Below are 18,037 nucleotides of genomic sequence, written 5' to 3'. Positions count from 1 at the left end.
AGAGAGAAATCTCTTTTTTGTTACAGAAAGAACTGGGTAGCCGAGTTTCAGGATGCGGGCATCGTATAATGGCTATTACCTCAGCCTTCCAAGCTGATGATGCGGGTTCGATTCCCGCTGCCCGCTCCAGACGTGCTGATATGGCTCAGTTGGTAGAGCGCACCCTTGGTAAGGGTGAGGTCCCCAGTTCGACTCTGGGTATCAGCACCACTTCACTTCTCCCTCCCGTTTCTCTCTGTTTACTTTTAAAAGCATTCAACAGCTCAGGTATATTGCCTGGTTGATGTGGTGATATCACCGATTTATCCGTGTCTTAGAGGGACAATCGATGTCTAAAGAAAAATTTGAACGTACTAAACCGCACGTTAACGTCGGTACTATCGGCCACGTTGACCATGGTAAAACAACGCTGACCGCTGCAATCACTACCGTTCTGGCTAAAACCTACGGCGGTGCTGCTCGCGCATTCGATCAGATCGATAACGCGCCGGAAGAAAAAGCACGTGGTATCACCATCAACACTTCTCACGTTGAATATGACACCCCGACTCGACACTACGCGCACGTAGACTGCCCGGGCCACGCCGACTATGTTAAAAACATGATCACCGGTGCTGCTCAGATGGATGGCGCGATCCTGGTTGTTGCTGCGACTGACGGCCCGATGCCGCAGACTCGTGAGCACATCCTGCTGGGTCGTCAGGTAGGCGTTCCGTACATCATCGTGTTCCTGAACAAATGCGACATGGTTGATGACGAAGAGCTGCTGGAACTGGTAGAAATGGAAGTTCGTGAACTTCTGTCTCAGTACGATTTCCCGGGCGACGACACTCCGATCGTTCGTGGTTCTGCTCTGAAAGCGCTGGAAGGCGAAGCAGAGTGGGAAGCGAAAATCATCGAACTGGCTGGCTTCCTGGATTCTTACATCCCGGAACCAGAACGTGCTATCGATAAGCCGTTCCTGCTGCCAATCGAAGACGTATTCTCCATCTCCGGTCGTGGTACCGTTGTTACCGGTCGTGTAGAACGCGGTATCATCAAAGTTGGTGAAGAAGTTGAAATCGTTGGTATCAAAGAGACTGCCAAGTCTACCTGTACTGGCGTTGAAATGTTCCGCAAACTGCTGGACGAAGGCCGTGCTGGTGAGAACGTTGGTGTTCTGCTGCGTGGTATCAAACGTGAAGAAATCGAACGTGGTCAGGTACTGGCTAAGCCGGGCTCTATCAAGCCGCACACCAAGTTCGAATCTGAAGTGTACATTCTGTCCAAAGACGAAGGCGGCCGTCATACTCCGTTCTTCAAAGGCTACCGTCCGCAGTTCTACTTCCGTACTACTGACGTGACGGGTACCATCGAACTGCCGGAAGGCGTAGAGATGGTAATGCCGGGCGACAACATCAAAATGGTTGTTACCCTGATCCACCCAATCGCGATGGATGACGGTCTGCGTTTCGCAATCCGTGAAGGCGGCCGTACTGTAGGTGCGGGCGTTGTTGCCAAAGTAATGAGCTAATTGCCGAATAACATTTGACGCAATGCGCAATAAAAGGGCATCATTTGATGCCCTTTTTGCACGCTTTCACACCAGAACCTGGCTCATCAGTGATTTTTTTTGTCATAATCATTGCTGAGACAGGCTCTGAAGAGGGCGTTTAGTCCGAAACGCACCAGAGCATTTCGGTTTGGATCGCCTCGCTTACGCGGGGTGAAAATGTTTGTAGAATACTTCTGACAGGTTGGTTTATGAGTGCGAATACCGAAGCTCAAGGAAGCGGGCGCGGCCTGGAAGCGATGAAGTGGGTTGTTGTCGCTGTATTGCTGCTTGTAGCTATCGTTGGCAACTACCTCTATCGTGACATGATGCTGCCGCTGCGTGCGCTGGCCGTAGTGATTCTGATTGCCGCAGCGGGTGGTGTCGCGCTGTTGACAACAAAAGGTAAAGCGACCGTTGCTTTTGCCCGTGAAGCGAGAACCGAAGTCCGTAAGGTCATTTGGCCAACTCGCCAGGAAACGCTGCACACCACGCTGATCGTTGCTGCGGTCACTGCGGTAATGTCACTGATCCTGTGGGGACTGGATGGTATTCTGGTTCGCCTGGTATCCTTTATCACTGGCCTGAGGTTCTAAGATGTCTGAAGCCCCTAAAAAGCGCTGGTACGTCGTTCAGGCGTTTTCCGGTTTTGAAGGCCGCGTAGCCACATCGCTGCGCGAATATATCAAGTTACAAAATATGGAAGAGCTGTTTGGCGAAGTCATGGTGCCGACCGAAGAAGTGGTCGAAATCCGTGGCGGCCAGCGTCGCAAGAGCGAACGTAAATTCTTCCCGGGCTATGTACTGGTCCAGATGGTGATGAATGATGCAAGCTGGCACCTGGTGCGCAGTGTGCCGCGTGTGATGGGCTTTATCGGCGGTACATCTGACCGTCCGGCGCCGATCAGCGACAAAGAAGTTGATGCGATCATGAACCGTCTGCAGCAGGTTGGCGATAAGCCGCGTCCGAAAACGATGTTTGAACCAGGTGAAATGGTTCGCGTTAGCGACGGTCCGTTTGCTGACTTTAACGGCGTCGTTGAAGAAGTGGACTACGAGAAGTCTCGTCTGAAAGTTTCCGTATCTATCTTCGGTCGTGCGACTCCGGTTGAACTGGACTTCGCTCAGGTTGAAAAAGCCTAATACGCCGATCAAAAAAGCGACGATTTAATCGTTGCACAAGGCGCGAGATTGGAATACAATTTCGCGCCTTTTGTTTTTATGGATCCTATCCGTAAAACGAATTTAATCACGGGGAGCCTCCTTGAGGCGCTATAACCCAATCAGAGGAATTTAGAATGGCTAAGAAAGTCCAAGCCTATGTCAAGCTGCAGGTTGCAGCTGGTATGGCTAACCCGAGTCCGCCGGTAGGTCCAGCACTGGGTCAACAAGGCGTGAACATCATGGAATTCTGCAAAGCGTTCAACGCTAAGACTGATTCCATGGAAAAAGGTCTGCCGATCCCGGTTGTTATCACCGTTTACGCTGACCGTTCTTTCACTTTCGTTACCAAAACGCCTCCGGCAGCAGTTCTGCTGAAGAAAGCGGCTGGTATCAAGTCTGGTTCCGGCAAGCCGAACAAAGACAAAGTGGGTAAAATTTCCCGCGCTCAGTTGCAGGAAATCGCGCAGACCAAAGCTGCCGACATGACTGGTTCCGACATTGAAGCGATGACTCGCTCCATTGAAGGTACTGCACGTTCCATGGGCCTGGTAGTGGAGGACTAAGAAATGGCTAAACTGACCAAGCGCATGTCCGTGATCCGTGACAAAGTTGATGCTACTAAGCAGTACGACATCAACGAAGCTATCGCTCTGCTGAAAGAGCTGGCCACTGCTAAATTCGTAGAAAGCGTGGACGTTGCTGTTAACCTCGGCATCGACGCTCGTAAATCTGACCAGAACGTACGTGGTGCAACTGTACTGCCGCACGGTACTGGCCGTTCCGTTCGCGTAGCCGTATTTACCCAGGGCGCAAACGCTGAAGCTGCTAAAGCTGCAGGCGCTGAGCTGGTAGGTATGGAAGATCTGGCTGACCAGATCAAGAAAGGCGAAATGAACTTTGACGTTGTTATTGCTTCCCCGGATGCAATGCGCGTTGTTGGCCAGCTGGGTCAGGTTCTGGGTCCGCGCGGCCTGATGCCAAACCCGAAAGTTGGTACTGTAACCCCTAACGTTGCTGAAGCTGTTAAGAACGCTAAAGCGGGTCAGGTTCGTTACCGTAACGACAAAAACGGCATCATCCACACCACCATCGGTAAAGTGGATTTTGACGCTGACAAACTGAAAGAAAACCTGGAAGCTCTGCTGGTTGCGCTGAAAAAAGCAAAACCGACTCAGGCAAAAGGCGTGTACATCAAGAAAGTTAGCATCTCCACCACCATGGGTGCTGGTGTTGCCGTTGATCAGTCCGGTCTGACTGCGACTGTGGCGAACTAATATTCGCCTTTACGTGGGCGGTGATTTTGTCTACAATCTTACCCCCACGTTTCTGTTGAAATAAACAGAACTCTATGCGAGTCATTTGAATTGTAGCAAGGCAGCAATTGAGTGAATCGCTGGGAGTGTAGTTAACTACATGACCGGTGTGAACGAGAGCAGCTAACGCAGCTACGGTTCAAAGGGCGAAGTCATAGACAAGATTTGTTCGTTGGAGCCTGGCCTATCCAGGCCTCCGTCGAAGACCGCAGGTGTTTCGTCAGAAACTTAATGCCCTGCGTAGACGGTGACAGAACGCTAAGATTATTTCTGATACTCTGGCTTGTTTCTGCTCACCGTATTTAGACGCTCTCTCCGTTGGGGAGAGTGAAGTGAGTTCCGGAACATGAGTTCCGGCAAACATCCAGGAGCAAAGCTAATGGCTTTAAATCTTCAAGACAAACAAGCGATTGTTGCTGAAGTCAGCGAAGTAGCCAAAGGCGCGCTGTCTGCAGTAGTTGCGGATTCCCGTGGCGTAACTGTAGATAAAATGACTGAACTGCGTAAAGCAGGTCGTGAAGCTGGCGTATACATGCGTGTTGTTCGTAACACCCTGCTGCGCCGCGTCGTTGAAGGTACTCAGTTCGAGTGCCTGAAAGACACGTTTGTTGGTCCGACCCTGATTGCATACTCTATGGAACACCCGGGCGCTGCTGCTCGTCTGTTCAAAGAGTTCGCGAAAGCGAATGCAAAATTTGAGGTCAAAGCCGCAGCCTTTGAAGGTGAGTTGATCACGGCATCGAACATCGATCGCCTGGCAACCCTGCCGACCTACGAAGAAGCAATTGCACGCCTGATGGCAACCATGAAAGAAGCTTCGGCTGGCAAACTGGTTCGTACTCTGGCTGCTGTACGCGATGCGAAAGAAGCTGCTTAATCGCAGTTATCTTTCTCAAGCATCTGCTTACGTATAAACTTATTCTGATTTTCAGGAACAATTTAAATGTCTATCACTAAAGATCAAATCATTGAAGCAGTATCCGCTATGTCCGTAATGGACGTTGTAGAACTGATTTCTGCAATGGAAGAAAAATTCGGTGTTTCTGCTGCTGCTGCTGTAGCTGTAGCTGCGGGCCCGGCTGAAGCTGCTGAAGAAAAAACTGAATTCGACGTAATTCTGAAAGCTGCTGGCGCTAACAAAGTTGCTGTTATCAAAGCAGTACGTGGCGCAACTGGCCTGGGTCTGAAAGAAGCTAAAGACCTGGTAGAATCTGCACCGGCTGCGCTGAAAGAAGGCGTGAGCAAAGACGACGCAGAAGCACTGAAAAAATCTCTGGAAGAAGCTGGCGCTGAAGTTGAAGTTAAATAAGCCAACTTTTCTGGTTGCAGCCTAAGAAATTAGGCTGATGGCTGGTGACTTTTTAGTCACCAGCCTTTTTGCGCTGTAAGGCGCCAGTAGCATTTCACACTGTTTGACTACTGCTGTGCCTTTCAATGCTTGTTTCTATCGACGTCTTAATATACTGCGACAGAGCATCAGTTCTGTGTAAATCGCAATGAAATGGTTTAAGCGTGATAGCAACAGGCATTGCGGAAAGTATTCGATTTTCCGGTCAACAAAATAGTGTTGCACAAACTGTCCCTTCGTCGGACAGATGGGTCGACTTGTCAGCGAGCTGAGGAACCCTAATGGTTTACTCCTATACCGAGAAAAAACGTATTCGTAAGGATTTTGGTAAACGTCCACAAGTGTTGGACATACCTTATCTCCTTTCTATCCAGCTTGACTCGTTTCAGAAGTTCATCGAGCAAGATCCTGAAGGGCAGTATGGTCTGGAAGCAGCTTTCCGTTCCGTTTTCCCGATTCAGAGCTATAGCGGTAATTCCGAGCTGCAATACGTCAGCTACCGCCTTGGCGAACCGGTGTTTGACGTTCAGGAATGTCAGATCCGTGGCGTGACCTATTCCGCACCGCTGCGCGTAAAACTGCGTCTGGTGATCTACGAGCGCGAAGCGCCGGAAGGCACCGTAAAAGACATTAAAGAACAAGAAGTCTACATGGGCGAAATTCCGCTCATGACTGACAACGGTACCTTTGTTATCAACGGTACTGAGCGTGTTATCGTTTCTCAGCTGCACCGTAGTCCTGGCGTCTTCTTTGACTCCGACAAAGGTAAAACCCACTCTTCGGGTAAAGTGCTGTATAACGCGCGCATCATTCCTTACCGTGGTTCCTGGCTGGACTTCGAATTCGATCCGAAGGACAACCTGTTCGTACGTATTGACCGTCGCCGTAAACTGCCTGCGACCATTATTCTGCGTGCGCTGAACTACACCACTGAGCAGATCCTTGACCTGTTCTTTGAGAAAGTTGTTTTCGAAATTCGTGACAACAAGCTGCAGATGGAACTGGTACCGGAACGCCTGCGTGGTGAAACCGCCTCCTTTGACATCGAAGCTAACGGCAAAGTGTACGTCGAAAAAGGCCGTCGCATCACTGCGCGCCACATTCGCCAACTGGAAAAAGACGATATCAAACATATCGAAGTTCCGGTTGAATACATTGCTGGTAAAGTTGCGGCTAAAGACTACGTTGACGAATCTACTGGCGAGCTGATCTGCGCAGCTAACATGGAGCTGAGCCTGGATCTGCTGGCTAAGCTGAGCCAGTCTGGCCACAAACGTATCGAAACGCTGTTCACTAACGATCTGGACCACGGTCCGTACATTTCTGAAACTGTACGCGTCGACCCAACCAACGATCGTCTGAGCGCGCTGGTAGAAATCTACCGCATGATGCGCCCTGGTGAGCCGCCGACTCGTGAAGCTGCTGAAAGCCTGTTTGAGAACCTGTTCTTCTCCGAAGACCGCTATGACCTGTCTGCGGTTGGTCGTATGAAGTTCAACCGTTCTCTGCTGCGCGACGAAATCGAAGGTTCCGGTATCCTGAGCAAAGACGACATCATCGAAGTGATGAAGAAGCTCATCGATATCCGTAACGGTAAAGGCGAAGTCGATGATATCGACCACCTCGGCAACCGTCGTATCCGTTCCGTAGGCGAAATGGCGGAAAACCAGTTCCGCGTTGGCCTGGTGCGTGTTGAGCGTGCGGTGAAAGAGCGTCTGTCTCTGGGCGATCTGGATACCCTGATGCCTCAGGATATGATCAACGCCAAGCCGATTTCTGCAGCAGTGAAAGAGTTCTTTGGTTCCAGCCAGCTGTCTCAGTTTATGGACCAGAACAACCCGCTGTCTGAGATTACGCACAAACGTCGTATCTCTGCGCTCGGCCCAGGCGGTCTGACCCGTGAACGCGCAGGCTTCGAAGTTCGAGACGTACACCCGACTCACTATGGTCGCGTATGTCCAATCGAAACGCCTGAAGGTCCGAACATCGGTCTGATCAACTCCCTGTCCGTGTATGCACAGACTAACGAATACGGTTTCCTTGAGACGCCGTACCGTAAAGTGACCGACGGTGTTGTAACTGACGAAATCCACTACCTGTCTGCTATCGAAGAAGGCAACTACGTTATCGCTCAGGCGAACTCCAACCTGGATGACGAAGGCCACTTTGTAGAAGATCTGGTTACCTGCCGTAGCAAAGGCGAATCCAGCTTGTTCAGCCGCGACCAGGTTGACTACATGGACGTATCCACCCAGCAGGTGGTATCCGTCGGTGCGTCCCTGATCCCGTTCCTGGAACACGATGACGCCAACCGTGCATTGATGGGTGCGAACATGCAACGTCAGGCGGTTCCGACTCTGCGCGCTGATAAGCCGCTGGTTGGTACCGGTATGGAACGTGCTGTTGCCGTTGACTCCGGTGTTACTGCAGTTGCTAAACGTGGCGGTACTGTTCAGTACGTGGATGCTTCCCGTATCGTTATCAAAGTTAACGAAGACGAGATGTACCCGGGCGAAGCAGGTATCGACATTTATAACCTGACCAAATACACCCGTTCTAACCAGAACACCTGTATCAACCAGATGCCTTGCGTATCTCTGGGCGAGCCGGTTGAACGTGGTGATGTGCTGGCAGACGGTCCGTCCACCGACCTCGGTGAACTGGCGCTGGGTCAGAACATGCGCGTGGCATTCATGCCATGGAACGGTTACAACTTCGAAGACTCCATCCTCGTATCCGAGCGTGTTGTCCAGGAAGACCGTTTCACCACCATCCACATTCAGGAACTGGCATGTGTGTCTCGTGACACCAAGCTGGGGCCAGAAGAGATCACTGCTGACATCCCGAACGTGGGTGAAGCTGCGCTCTCCAAACTGGATGAATCCGGTATCGTTTACATTGGTGCAGAAGTGACCGGTGGCGACATTCTGGTTGGTAAGGTAACGCCGAAAGGTGAAACCCAGCTGACGCCAGAAGAGAAGCTGCTGCGTGCGATCTTCGGTGAGAAAGCGTCTGACGTTAAAGACTCTTCTCTGCGCGTGCCAAACGGTGTTTCCGGTACGATTATCGACGTTCAGGTCTTTACTCGCGATGGCGTAGAAAAAGACAAACGTGCGCTGGAAATCGAAGAGATGCAGCTGAAGCAGGCGAAAAAAGACCTGTCTGAAGAACTGCAGATCCTCGAAGCTGGCCTGTTCAGCCGTATCTACGCTGTGCTGGTTTCCGGTGGTGTTGAAGCTGAGAAGCTCGACAAACTGCCGCGCGACCGCTGGTTAGAACTCGGCCTGACCGACGAAGAGAAACAAAATCAGCTGGAACAACTGGCTGAACAGTACGACGAACTGAAGCACGAGTTTGAGAAAAAACTCGAAGCGAAACGCCGTAAAATCACTCAGGGCGACGATCTGGCACCGGGCGTGCTGAAGATTGTTAAGGTTTATCTGGCGGTTAAACGTCGGATCCAGCCTGGTGATAAGATGGCAGGTCGTCACGGTAACAAGGGTGTTATCTCTAAGATCAACCCGATCGAAGATATGCCACACGATGCTAACGGTACGCCGGTAGATATCGTACTGAACCCGCTGGGCGTACCATCGCGTATGAACATCGGTCAGATCCTTGAAACCCACCTGGGTATGGCTGCAAAAGGTATCGGCGATAAGATCAACGCCATGCTGAAACAGCAGCAGGAAGTCGCGAAACTGCGCGAATTCATCCAGCGTGCTTACGATCTGGGTTCAGATGTTCGTCAGAAAGTTGACCTGAATACCTTCAGTGATGAAGAAGTTCTGCGTCTGGCTGAAAACCTGAAAAAAGGTATGCCGATCGCAACGCCGGTATTCGACGGTGCGAAAGAGTCTGAAATCAAGGAACTGTTACAGCTGGGTGGCCTGCCGACTTCCGGTCAGATCACACTGTTCGACGGTCGTACCGGTGAGCAGTTCGAGCGCCAGGTTACCGTTGGCTACATGTACATGCTGAAACTGAACCACCTGGTTGATGACAAGATGCATGCGCGTTCTACCGGTTCTTACAGCCTGGTTACTCAGCAGCCGCTGGGTGGTAAGGCGCAGTTCGGTGGTCAGCGCTTCGGGGAGATGGAAGTGTGGGCGCTGGAAGCATATGGCGCAGCATACACCCTGCAGGAAATGCTCACCGTTAAGTCTGATGACGTGAACGGTCGTACTAAGATGTATAAAAACATCGTGGACGGCAACCATCAGATGGAACCAGGCATGCCGGAATCCTTCAACGTACTGTTGAAAGAGATTCGTTCGCTGGGTATCAACATCGAGCTGGAAGACGAGTAACTCTCGATCAAACAGGTCACTGGTGCTGGCGTAACAGCCAGCGCCAGATTGTGCTAACTCCGACGGGAGCAAATCCGTGAAAGATTTATTAAAGTTTCTGAAAGCGCAGACTAAAACCGAAGAGTTTGATGCGATCAAAATTGCTCTGGCCTCGCCAGACATGATCCGTTCATGGTCTTTCGGTGAAGTTAAGAAGCCGGAAACCATCAACTACCGTACGTTCAAACCTGAACGTGACGGCCTTTTCTGCGCCCGTATCTTTGGGCCGGTAAAAGACTACGAGTGCCTGTGCGGTAAGTACAAGCGCCTGAAACACCGTGGTGTGATCTGTGAGAAGTGCGGCGTTGAAGTGACCCAGACCAAAGTACGCCGTGAGCGTATGGGCCACATCGAGCTGGCGTCTCCGACCGCTCACATCTGGTTCCTGAAATCTCTGCCGTCCCGTATCGGTTTGCTGCTCGATATGCCGCTGCGTGATATCGAACGTGTACTGTACTTCGAATCTTATGTGGTTATCGAAGGCGGTATGACTAATCTGGAACGTCAACAGATCCTGACTGAAGAGCAGTATCTGGACGCGCTGGAAGAGTTCGGTGACGAATTCGACGCGAAGATGGGTGCGGAAGCAATCCAGGCCCTGCTGAAGAGCATGGATCTGGAGCAAGAGTGTGAAACTCTGCGCGAAGAGCTGAACGAAACCAACTCCGAAACCAAGCGTAAGAAGCTGACCAAGCGTATCAAACTGCTGGAAGCCTTCGTACAGTCTGGCAACAAGCCAGAGTGGATGATCCTGACCGTTCTGCCGGTTCTGCCGCCAGATCTGCGTCCGCTGGTTCCGCTGGATGGTGGTCGTTTCGCAACGTCGGATCTGAACGATCTGTATCGTCGCGTGATCAACCGTAACAACCGTCTGAAACGTCTGCTGGATCTGGCTGCGCCGGATATCATCGTACGCAACGAAAAACGTATGCTGCAGGAAGCGGTTGACGCCCTGCTGGATAACGGTCGTCGCGGTCGTGCGATCACCGGTTCTAACAAACGTCCTCTGAAATCTTTGGCTGACATGATCAAAGGTAAACAGGGTCGTTTCCGTCAGAACCTGCTCGGTAAGCGTGTTGACTACTCCGGTCGTTCTGTAATCACCGTAGGTCCATACCTGCGTCTGCATCAGTGCGGTCTGCCGAAGAAAATGGCACTGGAACTGTTCAAACCGTTCATTTACGGCAAGCTGGAACTGCGTGGCCTGGCCACCACCATCAAAGCCGCTAAGAAAATGGTTGAGCGTGAAGAAGCTGTCGTTTGGGATATCCTGGACGAAGTTATCCGCGAACACCCGGTACTGCTGAACCGTGCACCAACACTGCACCGTCTGGGTATCCAGGCATTTGAGCCGGTACTGATCGAAGGTAAAGCTATCCAGCTGCACCCGCTGGTTTGTGCGGCATATAACGCCGACTTCGATGGTGACCAGATGGCTGTTCACGTACCGCTGACGCTGGAAGCCCAGCTCGAAGCGCGTGCGCTGATGATGTCTACTAACAACATCCTGTCTCCGGCGAACGGCGAACCTATCATCGTTCCGTCTCAGGACGTTGTATTGGGTCTGTACTACATGACCCGTGACTGTGTTAACGCCAAAGGCGAAGGCATGGTGCTGACTGGCCCGAAAGAAGCTGAGCGTATCTATCGCGCAGGTCTGGCCTCTCTGCATGCGCGCGTTAAAGTGCGTATCACTGAATATGAAAAAGATGAAAACGGCGAATTCGTTGCGCACACCAGCCTGAAAGACACGACCGTAGGTCGCGCCATTCTGTGGATGATCGTACCGAAAGGTCTGCCTTTCTCCATCGTCAACCAGGCGCTGGGCAAGAAAGCTATCTCCAAAATGCTGAACACCTGTTACCGCATTCTGGGCCTGAAGCCGACCGTTATCTTCGCTGACCAGACAATGTACACCGGCTTTGCTTATGCAGCGCGTTCAGGTGCATCTGTTGGTATTGATGACATGGTCATCCCAGAGAAGAAACACGAGATCATCTCTGAAGCGGAAGCTGAAGTTGCTGAGATCCAGGAGCAGTTCCAGTCTGGTCTGGTAACCGCGGGCGAACGCTATAACAAAGTTATCGATATCTGGGCTGCGGCGAACGATCGTGTATCCAAAGCGATGATGGATAACCTGCAAACCGAAACCGTTATTAACCGTGACGGCGTAGAAGAGCAGCAGGTTTCCTTCAACAGCATCTACATGATGGCCGACTCCGGTGCGCGTGGTTCTGCAGCACAGATTCGTCAGCTGGCCGGTATGCGTGGTCTGATGGCGAAGCCAGATGGCTCCATCATCGAAACGCCAATCACCGCGAACTTCCGTGAAGGTCTGAACGTACTCCAGTACTTCATCTCTACTCACGGTGCGCGTAAAGGTCTGGCGGATACCGCACTGAAAACAGCGAACTCCGGTTATCTGACTCGTCGTCTGGTCGACGTTGCGCAGGACCTGGTTGTTACTGAAGACGATTGCGGCACTCTGGAAGGCATCACCATGACCCCGGTTATCGAGGGTGGTGACGTTAAAGAGCCGCTGCGCGATCGCGTTCTGGGTCGTGTAACTGCTGAAGACGTTCTGAAGCCGGGTACGGCGGATATTCTGGTTCCACGCAACACGCTGCTGCACGAACAGTGGTGTGATCTGCTGGAAGAGAACTCCGTTGACTCCGTCAAAGTACGTTCCGTCGTATCTTGTGACACCGACTTTGGTGTATGTGCGCACTGCTACGGTCGTGACCTGGCGCGTGGCCACATCATCAACAAAGGTGAAGCAATCGGCGTTATCGCGGCACAGTCCATCGGTGAACCGGGTACACAGCTGACGATGCGTACGTTCCACATCGGTGGTGCGGCATCTCGTGCGGCTGCTGAATCCAGCATCCAGGTGAAAAACAAAGGTAGCATCCGTCTGAGCAATGCGAAGTCGGTTGTGAACTCCAGCGGCAAACTGGTTATCACCTCACGTAACACCGAACTGAAACTGATCGACGAATTCGGCCGTACCAAAGAAAGCTATAAAGTGCCTTACGGCTCCGTTATGGCGAAAGGTGATGGCGAACAGGTTGCTGGCGGCGAAACCGTAGCAAACTGGGATCCGCACACCATGCCGGTTATCACCGAAGTGAGTGGTTTTGTCCGCTTCACTGACATGATCGACGGCCAGACCATTACTCGTCAGACCGACGAGCTGACCGGTCTGTCTTCTCTGGTGGTTCTGGATTCTGCAGAGCGTACTGCGGGCGGTAAAGACCTGCGTCCGGCACTGAAAATTGTTGATGCTCAGGGCAACGACGTTCTGATCCCAGGCACCGATATGCCTGCTCAGTACTTCCTGCCGGGTAAAGCGATTGTTCAGCTGGAAGATGGCGTACAGATCAGTTCTGGTGACACCCTGGCGCGTGTTCCGCAGGAATCCGGCGGTACCAAGGATATCACCGGTGGTCTGCCGCGCGTTGCGGACCTGTTCGAAGCACGTCGTCCGAAAGAGCCGGCAATCCTGGCTGAAATCAGCGGCATCATTTCCTTCGGTAAAGAAACCAAAGGGAAACGTCGTCTGGTTATCACCCCGGTAGACGGTAGCGAACCGTACGAAGAGATGATTCCGAAATGGCGTCAGCTCAACGTGTTCGAAGGTGAACGTGTAGAACGTGGTGACGTGGTTTCCGACGGTCCGGAAGCGCCGCATGACATCCTGCGTCTGCGTGGTGTGCATGCTGTAACTCGTTACATCGTTAACGAAGTTCAGGACGTATACCGTCTGCAGGGCGTTAAGATTAACGATAAACACATCGAAGTTATCGTTCGTCAGATGCTGCGTAAAGCCACCATCGAAAGCGCTGGTAGCTCCGACTTCCTGGAAGGCGAGCAGGTTGAATACTCCCGCGTCAAGATCGCTAACCGCGAGCTGGAAGCGAACGGCAAAGTGGGTGCAACGTTCTCCCGCGATCTGCTGGGTATCACCAAAGCGTCTCTGGCAACCGAGTCCTTCATCTCTGCAGCATCGTTCCAGGAAACCACGCGTGTCCTGACCGAAGCCGCTGTTGCAGGTAAACGTGATGAACTGCGCGGTCTGAAAGAGAACGTAATCGTGGGTCGTCTGATCCCGGCAGGTACCGGTTACGCGTACCACCAGGATCGTATGCGCCGTCGCGCAGCGGGCGAACTGCCAGCTGCTCCGCAGGTGACTGCTGAAGATGCGTCTGCCAGCCTGGCAGAACTGCTGAACGCAGGCCTGGGCGGTTCTGACAACGATTAATCGTTGCTGACCATAATAAAAAACCCGCTTCGGCGGGTTTTTTTATGTCTGTGTTTATGCCTGATGGCGCTGTGCTTATCAGGCCTACGAGGCGACGAAGCTATCCGGCAATGTCATTAATTTACCGGCGGTAAGCGCCGATAAAGTTCAATCATGTCGCCCGCCAGATCCTGAATCACCATCGCGTTCATCAGATGGTCCTGCGAATGGACGGTGATGAGATTGACCGGTAGCTTGCCGGTACCTTCGTCGATACCGATAAGTTGGGTCTGGATTTTATGTGCTTGTTTAACGTACTCGCGTGATTCCGTCATCGCTTGTTCTGCACCGGGGAAATCCCCTTTACGCGCCAGTTGTAGCGCTGTCAGGGCCTGGCTGCGGGCAGCACCCGCATTAACGAGTAATTCCATGATGATTGTTTCTAACTCTTCCATGCCATTACTCCAGCAGTTTCAGCGCTTTATCCAGTACGGCATCACCTTTCATCATGCCGTAATCCATCATATCGATCACCGCGACCTTTTTACCTAACGGGTCAGCAAGCGCCTGCAGCTTGGCCTGCTCATACTTAACCTGTGGACCGAGTAAAACAATATCTGCAGTGGCAATATTCTCTGCAAACTCAGCCACCGGGACCGCTTTGATAGTGACGTCGACGCCTTTTTTCTGGGCGGCATCTTTCATCCTTTGCACCAGCATGCTGGTGGACATTCCGGCGGCACAGCATAAAACGATGTTTTTCATAAGCAGTCTCGATCAACATGTGTGGGTTGATAATTATCGCGAGCCAGCTGTAGCAACAACTGCTTTGCAACGATTGTGTGCAAGGCATCACAAAGAAAATCACTTTTTCTGAAACCGGTTACAAAAAGAGGCAAAACCCGATGATCTGCACCAGGGCCGGCGGCTTTTTGACTCGCTTATCACATGCTGGAATATATAATTACTGTCAATAAAGACATGTTATAAAAAACAGTATTGACAGCGTTTTTTAAACCCGTATGTTAATACTTAACAGCGGAGAAATTGTCATTTGCTGTTAACTTAGTAAGTGTTAGTAGAGTTTGATAGGGAGTTGCGATAAAGGCCACGAAGTATTTTTTGTATGGGATAGTCGATGCTGAAAACGCTATTTTTTCACCTCGACAATGCTTTCAGGCCACGTAGTTGATATATCTAATCGCAAAAAATCAGTAAAGCGCGACGATGTAACGCCATGATTTAATAGTAATTATTCGTGATTTCTGCTTTTTTGGTTATCACGAGGGAAATAAGGCAACGCATCAAAGAGTATATGTCGCGAGGGGAAGTGTACTTGTTTAGGTCACCAGCCTTGAGTTCTATTATCAAGCGGGTGGAATGTGTTTAACGGTAAATAGAGGAAAGCTTTAGTTAGTATCAATATCCAATATTATCTGTAGTAAACGTGTACATTTTAAAGTAGTACCATCAGCAGTATTAAATCGTTAAGTTTATTAATGTTAAATTTGAAGTGTGTAGTAACGTAAAGCCCTGACTGCAATAGTCGGGGCTTTTGTTCATTGTAGATCAAGCTGTTATCCAGGATGCTTAGCCGCGTTGGTTCAATATTGCATCACTCAGTGGGTATTAAAAAAATTAATGCTTGCTTAATGATTAGAAGTAGGTCTACTATAGCGGCATCGGTTTGGAACACAGACCTTATGCAAGCAGTTTTAGTAAAGCAGTTCTCAGTTCAAGCGTTATCCTCAGATACTCTTCTTCATGAGCCTCCTCCCTAAGTGCCCCATAAGTTAATTTCTGCAAAACAGGCCATCTTCGCTGCATAAGCGGCTCAAAAACATGAAAGGAAGTATCTATGTCTAACAAAATGACTGGTTTAGTAAAATGGTTTAACCCTGAGAAAGGCTTTGGCTTTATCACCCCTCAGGACGGTAGCAAGGATGTGTTTGTGCATTTCTCCGCTATCCAGAGCAACGATTTTAAAACCTTAGACGAAGGTCAAAAAGTGGAGTTCTCTGTTGAGAACGGCGCTAAAGGTCCGTCTGCTGTTAACGTTATCGCGCTGTAATCGCCGATAATTTCACGAACGCTTACGATAGCGATGAAGGCCAGAGCCTGAGCAGTTAAGTGCCAGTGAAGAAAAAACCCGCGAAAGCGGGTTTTTTTGTTTATGCGATAGCGTTGGACTTAGGGCATCTGGGCGGCGCGTCCCAGATAGCTGTCCCAGTCTTTCCACACGGGCTGTAATCCTTGCGCCATGAGTGCTTCAGCAACGGCTTCCGGGCGACGATCGTCGTGCGGAGAGAACTGTTCCAGTTCGGGGTGGTTATCGGCATAACCGCCGGGCTGGGTTTTAGAGAAGGCGCTGACGTTGTTGATCGCCAACGGGATCACATGGTCACGAAACCATGGCGATTCGCGGGTGGAGAGCGACAGCTCAATGTCCGGCGACAGCAAGCGAAATGCACAAATGGTTTGCACCAGCTGGCGTTCATCCATGATTGACGCGGGCTCAACGCCTCCGGTACATGGACGCAGGCGCGGGAAGGAGATGGAGTAGCGACTCTGCCAGTAATGCTGCTGCATCCACAGCAGATGTTCAGCTACCATATAGCAATCGACCCGCCAACTATCGGACAAACCAATCAACGCGCCAAGACCGATTTTGTCGATCCCTGCACGGCCCAGCCTGTCCGGCGTTTCCAGCCGCCAGAAGAAATCCTGCTTTTTCCCCTTCAGATGGTGGCGGGCGTAAATTCCCTCATGATAGCTCTCCTGATACACCATCACGCCATCCAGCCCCAGCGTCTTCAGCTCCGCATATTCAGCCTCTGACAGCGGCTGTACTTCCATCTGTAAAGAGGCAAACTGGCGGCGAATGGCAGGCAAATGGCGACGAAAGTAATCCATCCCCACTTTGGCCTGATGTTCACCGGTGACCAGTAGCAGATGCTCAAAGCCCAGCTCACGGATAGCCGCACACTCACGTTGTATCTCATCTTCGTCCAGCGTTTTGCGTTTGATACGGTTGCTCATCGAAAAACCGCAGTAGGTGCAGTCGTTGGCACATAGGTTGGAGAGATACAACGGCACGTAAAAGCTCACCGTGTTGCCAAAACGCTGGCGGGTGAGCTTTTGCGCCCGCTGTGCCAGCGGCTCCAGATAGTCGGCGGCGGCAGGGGAGAGCAGCGCCATCAAATCATCGCGGCTAAGCTGTGAAGCGTTGAGGGCGCGTTCCACGTCAGCGGCGGTTTTCCCGTTGATACGCAGGCGGATGTCGTCCCAGTCCAGTTGTCGCCATCGGTCGGTGAAGGTTTTCATGCGAAAGCCTCCAGGAATCCGGTTAACGGGCTGGTGGCCTGCGCGAGCGAACTTTTGCTGCCGGGGACGGCCTGGCGCGCCAAAAGGCCCGCTTCAACTGCCAGACGGAAAGCGGTGGCCATCATCACCGGATCATCCGCTACGGCAATCGCCGTGTTGACCAGCACCGCGTCAGCGCCCATTTCCAGCGCCTGCGCTGCGTGGCTGGGCACGCCGATACCCGCATCGACCACCACCGGTACGGTCGCCTGCTGGATAATAATCTCCAGCATCGCTTTGGTTTCCAGCCCCTGGTTGGAGCCGATAGGCGCGCCGAGCGGCATCACCGCCGCGCAGCCGACCTCTTCCAGCCGCTTGCACAGTACCGGATCCGCGCCGCAGTAGGGCAGCACCACAAAGCCCTGTTTCACCAGCGCTTCGGCGGCTTTTAGCGTTTCGATGGGATCGGGCAATAGCCAGCGGGCATCCGGGTGGATTTCTAATTTCAGCCAGTTTGTGCCCAACGCTTCACGCGCCAGTTGGGCGGCGAAAATCGCCTCTTCAGCGGTTTTCGCTCCGGAAGTGTTGGGCAGCAGCGTCACGCCCGCGTCGATAAGCGGGGCCAGAATGGCATCGTTATGCTGACGCAAATCGACCCGCTTCATCGCCAGGGTTACCAGCTGGCTGCCGGAGGCGCGAATCGCCTCGACCATCAGCTGCGATGAGGCAAATTTTCCGGTACCGGTGAACAGATGTGAATCAAACGTTTTGTCGGCAATACGTAACATA

Annotated in this window: 14 protein-coding genes and 2 tRNA genes; 12 read left to right on the top strand and 4 right to left on the bottom strand. The window is 51.8% G+C overall.

The window, feature by feature from the left end:
* Positions 1 to 54: 54 nt before the first annotated feature.
* The 11 genes from HV041_RS19060 (at position 55) to rpoC (ending at position 13,966) form a co-directional block, all read left to right on the top strand.
* Positions 55 to 129 (top strand) — tRNA-Gly (locus tag HV041_RS19060).
* 5 nt (positions 130 to 134) lie between these two features.
* Positions 135 to 210 (top strand) — tRNA-Thr (locus HV041_RS19055).
* Positions 211 to 328: 118 nt separating this feature from the next.
* Complete coding sequence (tuf, locus tag HV041_RS19050) at positions 329 to 1,513, top strand: elongation factor Tu (RefSeq protein WP_003031109.1); 1,185 nt, start codon at positions 329 to 331, stop codon at positions 1,511 to 1,513.
* Positions 1,514 to 1,743: 230 nt separating this feature from the next.
* A complete protein-coding gene (gene secE, locus HV041_RS19045; protein ID WP_003033128.1) occupies positions 1,744 to 2,127 on the top strand; it encodes a preprotein translocase subunit SecE in 384 nt (127 codons plus the stop codon).
* 1 nt (position 2,128) lies between these two features.
* On the top strand, positions 2,129 to 2,674 hold the full coding sequence (nusG, locus tag HV041_RS19040) for a transcription termination/antitermination protein NusG (protein ID WP_003033125.1): 546 nt from the start codon (positions 2,129 to 2,131) through the stop codon (positions 2,672 to 2,674).
* 155 nt (positions 2,675 to 2,829) lie between these two features.
* Complete coding sequence (gene rplK, locus HV041_RS19035; RefSeq protein WP_003033122.1) at positions 2,830 to 3,258, top strand: 50S ribosomal protein L11; 429 nt, start codon at positions 2,830 to 2,832, stop codon at positions 3,256 to 3,258.
* Between the two features lie 3 nt (positions 3,259 to 3,261).
* Positions 3,262 to 3,969 carry a 50S ribosomal protein L1 gene (rplA, locus tag HV041_RS19030; RefSeq protein ID WP_005132897.1) on the top strand — a complete coding sequence of 236 codons (708 nt, stop codon included), beginning with the start codon at positions 3,262 to 3,264 and terminating at the stop codon, positions 3,967 to 3,969.
* Positions 3,970 to 4,387: 418 nt separating this feature from the next.
* Positions 4,388 to 4,885: a 50S ribosomal protein L10 gene (gene rplJ / locus HV041_RS19025; RefSeq protein ID WP_005132895.1), complete on the top strand. Its 498-nt coding sequence runs from the start codon at positions 4,388 to 4,390 to the stop codon at positions 4,883 to 4,885.
* 66 nt (positions 4,886 to 4,951) lie between these two features.
* Complete coding sequence (gene rplL / locus HV041_RS19020) at positions 4,952 to 5,317, top strand: 50S ribosomal protein L7/L12 (RefSeq protein WP_000028882.1); 366 nt, start codon at positions 4,952 to 4,954, stop codon at positions 5,315 to 5,317.
* Positions 5,318 to 5,637: 320 nt separating this feature from the next.
* The gene (rpoB, locus tag HV041_RS19015) at positions 5,638 to 9,666 is read left to right on the top strand and encodes a DNA-directed RNA polymerase subunit beta (protein WP_003033111.1); all 4,029 of its coding nucleotides are present in this window, start codon (positions 5,638 to 5,640) and stop codon (positions 9,664 to 9,666) included.
* A 76-nt stretch (positions 9,667 to 9,742) separates the two neighbouring features.
* Positions 9,743 to 13,966, top strand: a complete 4,224-nt coding sequence (gene rpoC, locus HV041_RS19010; protein ID WP_003033107.1) for a DNA-directed RNA polymerase subunit beta' — start codon at positions 9,743 to 9,745, stop codon at positions 13,964 to 13,966.
* Between the two features lie 116 nt (positions 13,967 to 14,082).
* Here rpoC and HV041_RS19005 read toward each other — a convergent pair whose 3' ends face one another.
* Positions 14,083 to 14,400 carry a PTS lactose/cellobiose transporter subunit IIA gene (locus HV041_RS19005; protein ID WP_043018018.1) on the bottom strand — a complete coding sequence of 106 codons (318 nt, stop codon included), beginning with the start codon at positions 14,398 to 14,400 and terminating at the stop codon, positions 14,083 to 14,085.
* A gap of 4 nt (positions 14,401 to 14,404) precedes the next feature.
* Positions 14,405 to 14,710, bottom strand: a complete 306-nt coding sequence (locus tag HV041_RS19000) for a PTS sugar transporter subunit IIB (protein ID WP_048214121.1) — start codon at positions 14,708 to 14,710, stop codon at positions 14,405 to 14,407.
* A gap of 1,093 nt (positions 14,711 to 15,803) precedes the next feature.
* On the opposite strand from HV041_RS19000, the gene HV041_RS18995 reads away from it, so the two are divergent.
* Entirely contained in the window at positions 15,804 to 16,016 is a 213-nt protein-coding gene (locus tag HV041_RS18995) for a cold-shock protein (protein ID WP_048214120.1), read from the top strand.
* A 119-nt stretch (positions 16,017 to 16,135) separates the two neighbouring features.
* Here the strand turns inward: HV041_RS18995 and thiH are convergent, their stop codons facing one another.
* Together thiH and thiG are read right to left on the bottom strand one after the other, a co-directional pair.
* Positions 16,136 to 17,269 (bottom strand): 2-iminoacetate synthase ThiH, encoded by a 1,134-nt coding sequence (gene thiH / locus HV041_RS18990; RefSeq protein WP_121585300.1) that lies wholly within the window; start codon positions 17,267 to 17,269, stop codon positions 16,136 to 16,138.
* Positions 17,266 to 18,036, bottom strand: a complete 771-nt coding sequence (gene thiG / locus HV041_RS18985; protein ID WP_121585301.1) for a thiazole synthase — start codon at positions 18,034 to 18,036, stop codon at positions 17,266 to 17,268. The genes thiH and thiG overlap by 4 nt, the downstream gene beginning before the upstream one ends.
* Position 18,037: the final 1 nt, after the last annotated feature.

The organism is Citrobacter sp. RHBSTW-00029 (assembly GCF_014104295.1).
Taxonomy (GTDB): Bacteria; Pseudomonadota; Gammaproteobacteria; order Enterobacterales; family Enterobacteriaceae; genus Citrobacter; species Citrobacter youngae.
Note: the sequence above shows the minus strand (reverse complement) of the source record. Positions and strands in the feature narration are given on the sequence as shown.

What these genes read in the sequence shown, in the direction of transcription:
- HV041_RS19005 (WP_043018018.1), bottom strand. Translation starts at nt 14,400, where the DNA reads ATGGAAGAGTTAGAAACAATCATCATGGAATTACTCGTTAATGCGGGT.
- HV041_RS18995 (WP_048214120.1), top strand. Translation starts at nt 15,804, where the DNA reads ATGTCTAACAAAATGACTGGTTTAGTAAAATGGTTTAACCCTGAGAAA.
- rplA (WP_005132897.1), top strand. Translation starts at nt 3,262, where the DNA reads ATGGCTAAACTGACCAAGCGCATGTCCGTGATCCGTGACAAAGTTGAT.
- secE (WP_003033128.1), top strand. Translation starts at nt 1,744, where the DNA reads ATGAGTGCGAATACCGAAGCTCAAGGAAGCGGGCGCGGCCTGGAAGCG.
- thiG (WP_121585301.1), bottom strand. Translation starts at nt 18,036, where the DNA reads ATGTTACGTATTGCCGACAAAACGTTTGATTCACATCTGTTCACCGGT.
- rpoB (WP_003033111.1), top strand. Translation starts at nt 5,638, where the DNA reads ATGGTTTACTCCTATACCGAGAAAAAACGTATTCGTAAGGATTTTGGT.
- thiH (WP_121585300.1), bottom strand. Translation starts at nt 17,269, where the DNA reads ATGAAAACCTTCACCGACCGATGGCGACAACTGGACTGGGACGACATC.
- nusG (WP_003033125.1), top strand. Translation starts at nt 2,129, where the DNA reads ATGTCTGAAGCCCCTAAAAAGCGCTGGTACGTCGTTCAGGCGTTTTCC.
- HV041_RS19000 (WP_048214121.1), bottom strand. Translation starts at nt 14,710, where the DNA reads ATGAAAAACATCGTTTTATGCTGTGCCGCCGGAATGTCCACCAGCATG.
- tuf (WP_003031109.1), top strand. Translation starts at nt 329, where the DNA reads ATGTCTAAAGAAAAATTTGAACGTACTAAACCGCACGTTAACGTCGGT.
- rplL (WP_000028882.1), top strand. Translation starts at nt 4,952, where the DNA reads ATGTCTATCACTAAAGATCAAATCATTGAAGCAGTATCCGCTATGTCC.
- rplJ (WP_005132895.1), top strand. Translation starts at nt 4,388, where the DNA reads ATGGCTTTAAATCTTCAAGACAAACAAGCGATTGTTGCTGAAGTCAGC.
- rplK (WP_003033122.1), top strand. Translation starts at nt 2,830, where the DNA reads ATGGCTAAGAAAGTCCAAGCCTATGTCAAGCTGCAGGTTGCAGCTGGT.